Source organism: Maribellus sediminis, assembly GCF_011799805.1.
In the GTDB taxonomy this organism is placed as follows: domain Bacteria; phylum Bacteroidota; class Bacteroidia; order Bacteroidales; family Prolixibacteraceae; genus Draconibacterium; species Draconibacterium sediminis_A.
Genome location: NZ_WXUB01000001.1, coordinates 1077933 through 1091623, shown reverse-complemented (window position 1 = coordinate 1091623; position 13691 = coordinate 1077933). Strand labels below are relative to the sequence as shown.

Sequence of the window (13691 nt, the reverse complement as noted above, 5' to 3'; positions counted from 1 at the left end):
CTTCTTGTGCCATTAAAAGCAAGCATCAGGCCAAAAATCAAACATGCCTCATTTTCAATACTTTACGGCAACGCCAAAAACTTAAGCTTTCCCAGATCGGGAAAAATCGTTTCACATCGGGCCATGAATTATGTTTTATGCGATCATTTTTTTTCTACGAGGAAGCTAAAAGAAGAGATTTACTGCGAATCGCGTTAACAATTCATTCAAACTTATCGGTTTCATAATTTGTTGTCATTTTCTAATTTAGCGAATTCAACCATTGTATAACACATATACTAAAAAAATGAAAAAAATTACTGCACTTACTTTTATTCTGATTTTGCTGGCCGGACTCGTCCACGCGCAAGTTGATCTGACCTACCAAAAACCACCCAAAGAAATTCTTGACCTTGTTGATGCCCCGTTAGCTCCTTCAACGGTTTTCGATTACAAAAACGAGAATATTGTTTTGTTGTACCGGAGTCAATACAAAAGCATTGCCGAGTTGTCGGAGACAGAACTTCGGTTAGCCGGATTGCGCATTAATCCGGTAACTAACATTGGTAGCCGAAATGGCTATTATTACAACATCACTTTGATGAAGGTTGGCAATCCTGAAGAAACTCAGGTAAGTGGCTTGCCCGAAAATCCGCAACTGGCAAACGCTTCCTGGTCGCCCGATCAAAGTAAAATGGCTTTCACCAATACCACTGAAACAGGGGTTGAATTGTGGGTGCTCGACATTGCAAGCGCCACTTGTAAAAAACTTACTGACGCTACATTAAATGCCAACATTGGAAGGCCTTACGAATGGTACGAGAGCAACGATAAGTTATTGGTTAGTTTTCTTCCCGATGACCGTAAACCTTTGATTGACAAATCGACTGCCATACCGACTGGACCGCGGGTATCGGTAAGCGACGGCAGTAAGGCCCAAAACAGGACGTATCAGGACCTGCTGAAAGACAAAGCCGATGAATTTAATTTTGAACAGCTTTTGCGTGCCACCATTTATACCGTTGATCTGAACGCAAACAAAAAGCTCTGGAAAGAAACAGCCATGTACGCGGGTCTTCAATTTTCGCCCAACGGCGAATACGTGATGGTAGAGACCTTGCACCGGCCTTTTTCTTACCTGGTTACCCTAAGCCGCTTTCCTCAAAAAACAACAATCTACGACAAAGACGGTAAACTGGTAAAAGTTGTCCGCGATGTTCCCCTGGAAGAAGTTCAGCCAAAAGGATTTATGGCGACTACCAAAGAAATCAGGAGTATGCGGTGGCGGTCTGATAAACCGGCAACGTTATACTATGCCAAAGCACTTGATGGAGGCGATCCTGAAGTTGAGGTTGACTACCGCGATGAAATTTTCTCGTGGGATGCACCCTTCAGCAGCGAACCAACTTCAATCCTCAAAACAAAACAACGTTATGCCGGAATTACCTGGGGTAACGACGAAATTGCCATTGCACGCGATCGCTGGTGGAATACCCGAAATGCAAAAACCTACCTTTTCAATCCATCCAATCCGGGTTCGGAACCTGAAGTATTATTCGACCTGAATTACCAGGACAATTATGCCGATCCGGGTTCATTTGTAACTCAGCGAAATGAACTGGGCCAATATACACTGGAGATTGAAAAAGGCAAATTATACCTCGACGGAACCGGCTATTCTCCGGAAGGTATCCGTCCGTTTTTCGATGAATTCGATCTGAAAACAAAAGAAACAAAGCGTTTATGGCGGGCTGATGGTAAAGAAACCCTGGAAAGAATAGCGAAGGTTATTGACGCCCCTCAAGGTGTGCTGCTTACCCGTGTGGAAACCAGCACGCAGTACCCGAACTATTATATTCGGAACATAAAAAAACGTATTGCACCACAACAGATCACCAACTTTAAAAATCCATTCGAAAGCATCCAGGATATTTACAAGGAAGTGATCACCTACAAACGCGAAGATGGCCTCGAGCTTTCCGGAACACTTTATCTTCCGGCCGGATACGAGAGGGAGAAAAAAGAAAAGCTGCCGATGATCATGTGGGCTTACCCGCGCGAATACAAAGATGCATCAACTGCAGGACAGGTGACTACATCACCACATTCATTTACCTATCCATCCTACGGATCGATGATTTACTGGGTCACCCGGGGTTATGCCATTCTCGACGGAGCAGCGTTTCCCATTGTGGGAGAAGGCGACGAAGAACCAAACGACACCTTCATTAAGCAGCTGGTGGCCAATGCCAAAGCAGCTATCGATGCTGTTGATGAACTGGGCTACATCGATCGCAATAAAGTTGCTGTTGGCGGACACTCTTACGGAGCCTTTATGACTGCCAACCTCCTATCGCACTCCGATCTTTTTGCAGCTGGTGTCGCCCGTAGCGGAGCCTATAACCGGACACTTACTCCTTTTGGCTTCCAAAGCGAAGAACGTACCTATTGGGAAGCTCCTGAAATTTATTATAACATGTCGCCGTTTATGCACGCCGATAAAATGAAAACTCCATTGTTGCTGATTCACGGAGAAGCCGATAATAACGCCGGTACTTACCCGCTGCAAAGCGAGCGCTATTTTAACGCGCTGAAAGGACTTGGTGCTCCTGTTCGTTTGGTCATGTTACCAAAAGAAAGCCACGGATACGCTGCAAAGGAATCGATCCTGCACATGTTGTGGGAACAGGACCAGTGGCTGGAGAAATATGTAAAAAACAAAGAGTAACAGCCGGAAATTGACATAAAGTCGTTTTTCAGGCTCATAATCCCTAAGATTGAACTCAGTCTTAGGGATTTTTTGTATTTTCAAAGGCATATTCTGAAGTCGTTTACCAGGAATTAGAAATTGTGAGAATGACTTAGTGATTCTACCTGGCAAAGTTGGATTTTTCCTGCATAGCCTTAGCTACTGAAGCAGAGTTACCTAAAGCTGGTTAGATCAAGATATTGCTCACAGGTTTTCCGATTAAGGTTAAACAACTTCACTAACTAAAACCATAAAACCTAATGAAAAGAAGAAGCTTTATTAAAACGACTGCGACCTCTGCTGCAGCGTTTACCATTATCCCGGCAACCGTATTGGGTAAAAACGGTGGAATTGCTGCCAACGACAGAATTAACCTGGCTTTTATAGGAACAGGAAAACAGGGACGTATTCTCCAGAATTTCTTTAAAGATAGAACCGACGAAACGGTTACAATTGCAGCCAGTGACGTGGACAGTCAAAAGCTGGATAAATTTATTGGAATTGCTAAAGGTGCCAATAAAAAGCGCGGCACTGATATTGAAATATTCGCTACAAAACATTACCGCGAAATTCTTGAGCGCAGTGATATCGATGCTGTGGTAGTTGCCACACCTGACCACTGGCATGCCCAGGTTGCCATCGATGCCTGTAAAGCCGGCAAAGATGTTTACTGCGAAAAACCTATGGCATACACCGTTGCTGAAGGCAGAGCCATGGTAAACGCCACCCGGAAATACGACCGGGTGTTTCAAACCGGAAACATGCAACGTTCGAGTTATAATTTCCGTCAGGCCTGTGAACTGGTTGCAGGTGGATACATCGGTGAAGTAAAAACCATTAATGCCTGCGTGGGTGGCCCCGTGGTTGCCTGCGATCTCCCTTCGATGGAAGCACCGGCAAATCTCGACTGGAACTTATGGGTTGGCCCGTCGCCTTACCGGGAGTTTAATCCAGTACTTTCGCCACCTGTTGAGGAAGATATTTACCCCAACTGGAGGCTATACCGCGATTTTGGCGGAGGTATGATCACGGATTGGGGAGCTCATATGTTCGACATTGGACAGTGGGCTTTACAGATGGACCATAGCGGCCCCAGTGTTTACATTCCGCCTAAACATGGCCAAACACACGGACTTAAAATGGTTTATGACAATGGTGTGGTAATGAATCATGTGGATTTGCCAATGGGTAACGGCGTAGAATTTATCGGAACGGAAGGGCGAATAGAAGTGACGCGTGGATTTATAAAAACCTACCCCAACGAAAAACTGGCTCAGCTTGAAATTAAGCCGGAAGACCGAAAACTGTATTACAGCGACAATCATTACCAGGATTTTCTGGATGCTATGCGAAATCGCACACGTCCAATTTCTGATGTTGAAACAGGGCATCGTACCAGTTCGGTTTGCAACATTGCCAATATTGCCTACACACTGGAACGCCCATTACAGTGGGATCCGAAAGATGAAAAGTTTATTGGTGACCAACCTGCCAACTTGATGCTTTCACGTCCGTATCGCGGAAAATGGGATTATACTGATTTCTAGGAATTCAAAACACAGGATAGCAAAAAACTAAGGGCTGAAATAACCCTTAGTTTTTTTTTGCACCAGGATTTCGTCACAATAAAAACATTAAATCAATATCAATTCAACTTCTACTCCACTTGTTTGTTGGTTTCTTCGTAACAATTTGCTGAAATTTAGAGCTTCAGAAGAAACAGTATGCACAAGATTTTAAACAACAAACCGGGCATGCAATACCGCCGTTTTGGCAAAACCGGAGAATACCTTAGTGTAATAACGCTGGGAGGAATGCGTTTTAAACATGGGTGGGACGATCCCCGTCATGAAATTCCAAAAGATACACTGGAAGAATGCCTCACTTCGGTTCGTTTGGCTTTTGATGCCGGGATCAATCATATTGAAACAGCATGGGGCTACAAAAAGAGCGAAACAGTTTATGGCAAGGTGTTGAATGAAGAGCTGAAGGTTCCGCGCAATTCCTACCATTTAATGACCAAGGGCAATCCGCTTACAGCTGAGGATACCCGAAAACTTGTAGAAAAACAGTTGGTAGATCTTCAAACCGATTATTTCGATTTTTATGGCTGGCATGGCATGAACACCCAGGAACTCTTTGAACAGAGTTGCAAACCGGGGGGTGCCGTTGAAGAACTGTTAAAACTGAAAGAAGAAGGTGTGATCCGTCATGTTGGATTTAGTACACACGCACCGCTTGAGGTGATCATCAGGGCTATCGAAACGGGACTTTTTGAATTTGTAAACCTGCATTACTACTACTTCGACCAGCGAAACCTGGCAGCGGTTAACATGGCTCAGGTAAACGATATGGGTGTTTTTATAATCTCGCCCAACGACAAGGGAGGCCAGCTTTTTAAGGCTCCAGAAAAGGTAAGAAAGGCTACTGCTCCCCTTACTCCTATTCAATGGAATGCGCGTTTCTGTTTGCAAAATCCCGCCGTCCACACGCTAACATTTGGCATGCACGAAGTGGCCCATTTCGAAGAAATGAAAGGCATCTTCCCGTTTGAACTGCCCTGGAGCGATGCAGAACAACAGACTAAATTACTATTGGACAGTTTTGTAAAAGATGATCCTTACGCCACCTACGACGGTTACGATCTGCAAAACGATCCTTCGGGAATAAACATTCCGCAGGTGTTGCGTTTGCGTAAACTTTGGAAATGCTACGACATGAAAGATTTTGCAAAATACCGTTACAAAATATTTGAACAAAAAAGCCACTGGTTTCCCGGGTTGCTGCCAACTTCGGAAAATATAGCACAGATCGACAGTTCCAGGATTCCGCCAAACATCCCCGTAAAAGAGATGCTTGCCGAAACACACAAGGAATTATTTGTACCTGAATTCAAATTGGTGAAAAATTAGCTATCTTCACTACCTTCAGAATCAATAAACCACAAAAACTAAACCTATGAAATCAAAAAAAGCTCTTTTCGGATTCATTCTGCTGACTATTCTTTTTAGTTCAGTTGGTGCAATAGCACGCGATTACTACCAGATAAAGGTATACACCCTGGAAAACAAGGCCCAGGAAAATATGGTGGATGCTTATTTAGAAGATGCCTATTTACCGGCACTCCACCGGGCCGGAATAAAAACCGTTGGCGTTTTTAAACCCGTTGAAGAAGATCCTGCCGTTGGAACAAAAATCTTTGTTTTTATTCCTTTAAAAAATTTAGGCCAGCTTGAAACGGTTGAAGACAAGGTCATCAAAGACAAAGAATACCTTAAAAACGGGCAGGCTTACCTGGATGCCAAACATGATAATCCTCCCTATGTTCGCATTGAATCGATTCTGCTGAGGGCTTTTGAAAATCAGCCGGAATTCTTCGTTCCAAAATATGATACGCCCAAAAGCGATCATATATTTGAACTCAGAAGTTACCAGGGGCCTACTGAAAAACTGTGGCGACAAAAGGTACACATGTTCAACAAAGGCGGAGAATGCGCGTTATTCAAGAAACTGGTGTTCAGTGCTGTTTTTTACGGCGAGGTATTGTCGGGTTCTGCCATGCCAAACCTCATGTACATGACGTCTTTTTCCGACAGGAAATCGAACAAGGAACATTGGGATGCCTTCCGTGACCACCCGGATTGGAATGCACTAAAAGACAAACCAGAATACGCCAATACAGTTTCACATATTGATAAATGGCTGTGTCATCCAACCGCCTATTCTGATATTTAATCAATTTGTAATAATCAACAGAAAGCAGCTGCAACAAACGCTTGCTGACACGTGGCTATTTGGGGTAAGATTGGGGTATTTGGTATTTTTCAAAATAAACCTACTTTTGCGCCATGCTGTACCACAAAACATTCCATCATAAAACTTCTAAAACGTGGGTCGTTTTTATACACGGCGCCGGCGGAAGTAATATTGTTTGGTTTCGGCAACTGCGCGAATTCAAAAAGCATTTCAATGTGCTTTTGGTTGACTTACGCGGCCACGGCAAATCGAAAAAAGAATACACCAAAGAAGAGCAATACAAGTTTGACGAAATTGCCATGGATGTGATCAAAACCATGGATCATTTGCAAATTGAAACTGCTCACCTTGTTGGTATTTCTTTGGGATGTATCGTTATTCGGGCCATTGACAAACTGGCACCCGGACGCGCTGAATCCATCATTATGGGAGGTGCTGTTATCCAGTTCAACGGACGGATTCGGGTTTTGGTAAGCGTAGCAAAACTGCTAAGTTCAATCGTTCCTTACATGTGGTTGTACAGGATCAACGCGTGGATTCTTATTCCCTACAAAAAGGATATCGAATCGCGAAAATTGTTTATTAAGGAAGCCATTCGTTTGGGTGAAAAAGAATTTAAGAAATGGCTGCGCATGTCAACTGAAATCAAAGACAACCTTCAGGAATTTCTTATTAAAGAAGCTTCGGCACCTGTTCTTTACCTGATGGGCGACCGCGACCACATGTTTCTGCCCATGGTATCGAACCTGGTAAAAAAGCATTTCAATTCGCGCCTCGAAGTGATCGACAACAGCGGTCATGTGTGCAACATCGATCAACCGGAGATCTTTAACCGGCGCAGCATCGAATTCATAAAAAGTATTTCAGGGTAAAAATAAAGTCATACCCTCACCTGAAGTGAGAGCATGACTTTCTTGTGGTTGTATCAGGCTGTTTTCGCATCATCAGCACAACCTTCACGGTATTCAGCGATGATCTTTTTAACTTCTGAAGGAGAAACACGTCCGTAAACTTTTTCACCAACCGTAACTACCGGCGCGAGCCCACAGGCTCCAACGCAACGCAAACAGTTGATCGAAAATTTTCCGTCTTCGGTTGATTCTCCAACTTCAACTTTTAACTGGCGTTTAAATTCGTTAAGCACCTGCTCGGCACCACGAACATAGCAGGCGGTTCCCATACAAATCGAGATTGGGAATTCACCTTGCGGGATCATGGTAAAAAAGCTGTAGAAGGTAACAACTCCGTAAACTTTCGCCACCGACATGTTCAGTTCGCGGGCAATTACTTCCTGCACTTCGGCCGGTAAATAACCCAGTTTCTGCTGTACCCCGTGCAATACGTTTATCAGTTCGCTTTCCTTATTTTCAAACTCAGCACAAACGGCTTTTATAAGTTCTACTGTATTTTCAGCAAGTTTTATTTTTGGCATCTCTTTCTTGATTTTATTTTTTTTAAATCAATAATTCTTTTTTCCTTGAAGAACAGTCATTAGTCAATTGTCACTGGTCATCAGTCTTTCCAATTGATTTGATACAATTATTGTGTCGCCTACCCAGTTCATCCAGCTTTACTATCAATCCGTGATGAGTTTCCTCATCTATCAGCTTTCTGTTTTTTGCTTTTTGTAACCAGGTTCTTGTCTCACTTTGAGATCCTCTTGAATAGTATTGAAACTGCTTGTTTTCTTTATAGAAATACCTTCCATATCCTTCTGAGATATTCGAGGCCATAGAATCAGCAGCTTCAACAAGTTGTTTGCCAGTTGTCCATTTATGAAAGCTTTCCCACTGATCAACAATAGCAAAAACTTCTTCTCCAATTTCCATTGCCAACTGATATACAACTAAATCTTCTAACCTCATGATTTCCTTCTTTATATCCTAATGACTATTGTCTAATGACCAATGACTACTAGGTTCTGTCAAAGTATTCGGTGTGCAACAGATGATGCGCTTTATCGCTCATCGGTTTTCCCAGGAACTCTTCGTACAATTTCACGATGTAAGGATTTTCGTGCGACTTGCGAATAGCTTTGTTTTTATCCTCAGTGTACAGCGCTTTTTGTCTTTGCTTAAGCACATCGGCATTACCATGGTGATATGGCTGACCACCGCCGCCAATACAACCACCGGGGCAGCTCATAATTTCAATGGCATGGAATTCGCTTTTCCCGGCCTGAATATCTTCCAGCAATTTCCGGGCATTTCCAAGACCATGAGCAATTCCAATTTTTATTGGAAGCCCGTCGAAGTCGATAGTTGCCTCGCGAATGCCTTCCATTCCGCGCAGTTCATCAAAATCGAGTCGAGGTAATTCTTTCTTCGTATGAATTTCGTAGGCTGTACGAACAGCCGCTTCAATTACACCACCCGTTGTTCCGAAAATAACTCCGGCTCCGGTTGATTCTCCAAGAGGATTATCAAACTCCTCGTTCGGCAGCGATTTAAAATCGATGTTCGACAGCTTGATCAAAGCAGCCAACTCACGTGTTGTGAGAGCGTGATCCACATCCGGATTATCGTTGGTTTTGAATTCCTCGCGGCCACATTCGTATTTTTTAGCCACACAAGGCATGATTGAAACCACTACCAGATCTTCGCGTTTTACGCCGAGTTGGTCGGCAAAATACGTTTTGGCAATGGCTCCGAACATTTGCTGTGGCGAACGCGCTGTTGAAGGAATATCTTTCATTTCCGGGAACTGGTGTTCAAAGAACTTCACCCAGGCCGGACAGCACGAAGTCAAAATCGGAAGTTTTACATCTTTATCTCCGCTCAAATGTTTTCCAAGACGATTTAATAATTCAGTGCCTTCTTCCATAATGGTGAGGTCGGCAGCAAAATCGGTGTCAAAAACATGGTCGAATCCAAGACGACGTAAAGCAGCTACCAGTTTGCCGGTAACCAGTGTTCCGGCTTCCATGCCAAATTCTTCGCCCAAAGCAGCGCGTACTGCAGGTGCAGTTTGCACGATCACCGTTTTAGTTGGATCAGAAAGTGCACGTACGACTTTACCGGTTTCATCAACTTCGGTTAATGCTCCGGTGGGACAAACCGCCACACACTGTCCGCAATAAGTACATACCGAGTGATCGAGGTTCATTTCGAAAGCCGGTGAAACCACCGACTCGAATCCACGGTTAATGGCAGAAAGTACACCAACCGTTTGCACCTCGTTACACATGGTTTCGCACCGGCGGCACATGATACATTTGTCTACTTCGCGGATAATGGCCGGCGAAGTATCTTCGCGGTAAGTCGATTGTTCGCCCTGGTAGCGAATCTCGCGTATTCCAAGGTTGTGTGCCATATCCTGCAGGTCGCAGTTTCCCGATTTGGCACAGATCAAACAGTCGAAAGGATGGTCGGAAAGAATCAATTCCATTACGGTACGACGTGCATTTATCACACGCATCGAGTGGGTATTGATTTCCATTCCTTCGTTCACTTCGGTGCAACACGCCGGAGCAAGATTTCTTCTTCCATTCACTTCCACCACACAAATGCGGCACCCTCCCGGTTTGTTCTCAATGTTCAGGTCGTCGAGTTTCATGTGGCAAAGGGTTGGAATATCGATCCCGATCCCCGAAGCTGCCTCCAGAATAGTGGTGCCTTTCTTCACCACCAGTGTTTTATTATCTATCGTAAGATTTATTGTATCCATAATTATTCAGAGTTTCCGGGTTAGCTAATTGTAATCGCGTTGAACTTACATTTTTCGAAACATACACCACACTTAATACACAAGTTGTGATCGATGTAATGTGGCTGACGGCGTTCGCCTGAGATGGCACCCACCGGACAATTTCTGAAACACAAGGTACATCCTGTACAGGCATCTTCCAGAATATCGTAACGCACCAGCGATTTACATTGTCCTGCCGGACATTTCTCATCCAGAACGTGGGCCAGGTATTCTTTTTCGAAATTATTAATGGTTGAAAGTACCGGATTTGGCGATGTTTGCCCCAGGCCGCAAAGTGCTGTGTCTTTGATTACACCACTTAATTCTTTCAATTTTTCAATGTCTTCCACCTCACCTTTTCCGCGGGTGATTTTATCCAGAATTTCATAAAGCCGTTTGTTTCCAACACGGCAAGGTGTACATTTTCCACACGATTCTTCCAGCGTGAAATCGAGGTAGAATTTGGCAATAGAAACCATACAATCGTCTTCATCCATCACAATCATTCCTCCCGAGCCCATCATCGAACCGGCGGCAATCAGGTTATCGTAATCGATCGGGATATCCAAATGTTCTTTGGTCAAACATCCTCCCGACGGGCCACCTGTTTGTACCGCTTTAAATTTCTTCCCGTTTTTGATACCGCCGCCAATGTCGTAGATCACCTCGCGCAATGTAGTTCCCATCGGAACCTCAATCAAACCAACGTTGTTGATTTTTCCGGCTAGTGCGAACACCTTTGTACCTTTCGATTTTTCGCTGCCAATGCTGCTAAACCAGGCTGCTCCCTTGTTGATGATCACCGGAATATTGGCAAAAGTTTCCACGTTGTTTACGTTGGTAGGTTTGCCCATATAACCCGAAACCGATGGGAACGGTGGTTTGAAAGTAGGCTCGCCGCGCAAACCTTCCATCGAATGTATCAGCGCGGTTTCTTCACCACACACAAAAGCTCCGGCACCGTAACGCAATTCAATTCTGAAATTGAAGCCGGTTCCCATAATATCGTCTCCGATCAAACCGTAATCTTCGGCTTGTTTAATCGCAACTTTTAGTCGCTGAATGGCCAAAGGATATTCTGCGCGTATGTAAATTAAACCGGTATCGGCACCAATGCAGTAGCCACAAATTGCCATGGCTTCAAGTACGGCGTGCGGGTCGCCTTCAAGAATTGAACGGTCCATAAAAGCACCGGGGTCGCCCTCATCGGCATTACACACCACGTACTTTTGCTCGTTCTCCACATTTTTTGTGATCTCCCATTTCAATCCGGTTGGGAAACCACCGCCTCCTCTACCCCGCAGGCCTGAATCTTTTACCTCCTTAATTACTTCATCCTGCGTCATTTCAGTAAGACACTTACCCAGTGCCTGGTACCCGTCGCGCGCAATGTATTCATCAATGTTTTCAGGGTTGATAAAACCGCAGTTTTTTAGGGCAATTCGGATCTGCTTTTTGTAGAAATCCATCCCTTTTGAATCGGGAATATGCTTTGCCGTTTTTGGATCGGTATACAACAAGTGCTGTACCGGACGGCCTTTTACCACGTGCTCTTCAACAATTTCAACCGCATCGTGCGGGGTAACCTGAACATAGAAGGTATTATCAGGCAGTACTTTAATAATCGGGCCCTTTTCGCAAAAGCCAAAACAACCGGTCGATACTACCTGAACTTCATCCTGAAGTTTGTGGTTTTCGAGAACCCGGTTGAGTTCTTTTTTTATTTCATCGCTTTCTGAGGCTTTACATCCTGTACCGCCGCAAAGAAGCAGATGCATTTTGTAATCGGTCATAGTTTCGGTTTTGATTAGTCGTCAATGGTTTTAAAATTCACCGGAATAATTCCGTCAACCAGTTCACCGCGTTTGATGTAAGCATCAACAATTTCGTGAACTTTTTCTTTGCCTACATGGCCAAAAATAACCGGTTCTTTGTTTGGCAGAATTACCTCAACAGTTGGTTCGGCATAACAAAAACCCATGCACCCGGTTTGGGTAACCACTGCATCGATGGCTTCCTGCTCCAGTTCTTCAATAAAGAATTTCATGGTGTCCTTGGCTCCCGAGGCGATTCCACAGGTTGCCATTCCAACTTTAATCTGAACCAGTTGGCCCGAATTATCGCTGTTTTCGCGAAGCTTAATTTTCGACTGAACTTCCTCTTTCATTTTCCGAAGATCAGCCAATGATTTAATCTTAGTCATTATCGGTTTTTTTGAGTTATAATATTTCTCTATTTTGCTGCCCCGATCTCGCCGAGGTTTGCTTTTATCAATTCAATAATTCCGTTTCTTATTTCCTTTTCCTGCCACGAAACATCGCCAAGTGCTTCGTTTAGTTCCGATGTACTGATACTGAACTCACCGTTTGCAGTAACGTGACGATAAACAAGTTGAATATCGCGGTAGCTTAAAAACAGCAGGTAAAGTGTGTCCCAGATATCGCCCATGGGAGGCCGGTCGATGTTTGAAAGTTGAAATTCGGCTCGCAGCTTTGTTCCCTTGCCGGGTTCCGATTTCAGAGAAAAACTGCCTCCTGCATCTTCGGCTTTTTGTTTTAAAAGTGGCAGGCCCAATCCTACCTTTCTGGTAGTTCTGGAAGTAAAGAACGGGTTGGTTGCCTGTTTCAACGTTTCCTCATCCATTCCGCAACCGTTATCGCTAATAGTCAGGCTACAAAGGTCTTTCTTTTTGCTTTCTTCAACTATGATTTCAATCATTTTCGCCCCGGCCCGGGTTGAATTCTGAGCAATATCAAGTATGTGTTCCGACAGTGTTCTCATCGCTCTTCCACAAATCTTTCATGAAGCCTGTTCAGGGCCATTCGAATCTCCTTAAAACTAACTTCCTCGAGATGGAAGACCGAGTAATTTCTGCCGATTTGTTCCGGGAAATGAGCATCGGAATTGTACACCAGCGTAACATCAGGTTTCACACCTTTTGTAGCACGAATAGCTGCTGCCGAAGTTTTCGATGTAATTCCAAGTGCATCGTAGTTTAACGTAGCCGGAATAAATCCAAGCTGCGAAAAAATTCCTCCCATCGGCCGCGTTACATGCGCCGGAATAAATATTCCGTTCAGATCGTACACTTTTTGCTGAATTTCGGAAATGCCTTTTTTAAGTGCCGAAGTCAAAAAATAATCCACCATTTCCAGCACATTTTCGTCGGCATCAACCACCGGCTGATAACCAAAGTGTCCGTTCGGATTGGGTATTTTTGTGATGTTGTCATTCAGATAATTTTGAAATTCCTTCAGCTCTTCATCAGCTTCAAAGAACGCCAGACAGTGCACCTCTTCTTTGGTAGTAACCTCTGCCCCCATTAAAACATAAATACCTTCAGCTTGGGCCAGATTTTTGATTACCAACGCATTCCTAGTTGAATTATGGTCGGTAATGCCAATGATCTGCAGCCCTGCCTCTTTGGCTCCCGACACGATATTTCGCGGCGACATTTCCAAATCGGCACAGGGCGACAAAACAGTGTGAATGTGTAAATCGGCCCTGAATCTCAGCATGT

At 44.2% G+C, this 13691-nt stretch carries 12 protein-coding genes; 5 read left to right on the top strand and 7 right to left on the bottom strand.

Annotated elements, in window-relative coordinates; all coding sequences use genetic code 11:
* Positions 1-286 precede the first annotated feature (286 nt).
* The 5 genes from HFD85_RS04245 (at position 287) to HFD85_RS04225 (ending at position 7356) form a co-directional block, all read left to right on the top strand.
* Entirely contained in the window at positions 287-2707 is a 2421-nt protein-coding gene (locus tag HFD85_RS04245; protein ID WP_167605353.1) for a S9 family peptidase, read from the top strand.
* A 281-nt stretch (positions 2708-2988) separates the two neighbouring features.
* Positions 2989-4275 (top strand): Gfo/Idh/MocA family protein, encoded by a 1287-nt coding sequence (locus HFD85_RS04240; RefSeq protein WP_167605352.1) that lies wholly within the window; start codon positions 2989-2991, stop codon positions 4273-4275.
* A 177-nt stretch (positions 4276-4452) separates the two neighbouring features.
* Entirely contained in the window at positions 4453-5640 is a 1188-nt protein-coding gene (locus tag HFD85_RS04235; RefSeq protein WP_206081855.1) for an aldo/keto reductase, read from the top strand.
* A 46-nt stretch (positions 5641-5686) separates the two neighbouring features.
* On the top strand, positions 5687-6463 hold the full coding sequence (locus tag HFD85_RS04230; protein ID WP_167605351.1) for an NIPSNAP family protein: 777 nt from the start codon (positions 5687-5689) through the stop codon (positions 6461-6463).
* A gap of 113 nt (positions 6464-6576) precedes the next feature.
* Positions 6577-7356 carry an alpha/beta fold hydrolase gene (locus HFD85_RS04225; protein ID WP_167605350.1) on the top strand — a complete coding sequence of 260 codons (780 nt, stop codon included), beginning with the start codon at positions 6577-6579 and terminating at the stop codon, positions 7354-7356.
* A 53-nt stretch (positions 7357-7409) separates the two neighbouring features.
* Here HFD85_RS04225 and HFD85_RS04220 read toward each other — a convergent pair whose 3' ends face one another.
* From HFD85_RS04220 to HFD85_RS04190, 7 genes are all read right to left on the bottom strand, one after another.
* Positions 7410-7916 (bottom strand): NADH-quinone oxidoreductase subunit NuoE family protein, encoded by a 507-nt coding sequence (locus HFD85_RS04220; protein WP_167605349.1) that lies wholly within the window; start codon positions 7914-7916, stop codon positions 7410-7412.
* 70 nt (positions 7917-7986) lie between these two features.
* On the bottom strand, positions 7987-8349 hold the full coding sequence (locus tag HFD85_RS04215) for a four helix bundle protein (protein ID WP_167605348.1): 363 nt from the start codon (positions 8347-8349) through the stop codon (positions 7987-7989).
* Positions 8350-8398: 49 nt separating this feature from the next.
* A complete protein-coding gene (locus HFD85_RS04210) occupies positions 8399-10150 on the bottom strand; it encodes an NADH-dependent [FeFe] hydrogenase, group A6 (protein ID WP_167605347.1) in 1752 nt (583 codons plus the stop codon).
* Positions 10151-10170: 20 nt separating this feature from the next.
* A complete protein-coding gene (locus HFD85_RS04205; RefSeq protein ID WP_167605346.1) occupies positions 10171-11964 on the bottom strand; it encodes an NADH-quinone oxidoreductase subunit NuoF in 1794 nt (597 codons plus the stop codon).
* A 14-nt stretch (positions 11965-11978) separates the two neighbouring features.
* Positions 11979-12374 carry a (2Fe-2S) ferredoxin domain-containing protein gene (locus tag HFD85_RS04200; RefSeq protein WP_167605345.1) on the bottom strand — a complete coding sequence of 132 codons (396 nt, stop codon included), beginning with the start codon at positions 12372-12374 and terminating at the stop codon, positions 11979-11981.
* 29 nt (positions 12375-12403) lie between these two features.
* Positions 12404-12952 (bottom strand): ATP-binding protein, encoded by a 549-nt coding sequence (locus HFD85_RS04195; protein WP_167605344.1) that lies wholly within the window; start codon positions 12950-12952, stop codon positions 12404-12406.
* Complete coding sequence (locus HFD85_RS04190; RefSeq protein ID WP_167605343.1) at positions 12949-13689, bottom strand: PHP domain-containing protein; 741 nt, start codon at positions 13687-13689, stop codon at positions 12949-12951. The genes HFD85_RS04195 and HFD85_RS04190 overlap by 4 nt, the downstream gene beginning before the upstream one ends.
* Positions 13690-13691: the final 2 nt, after the last annotated feature.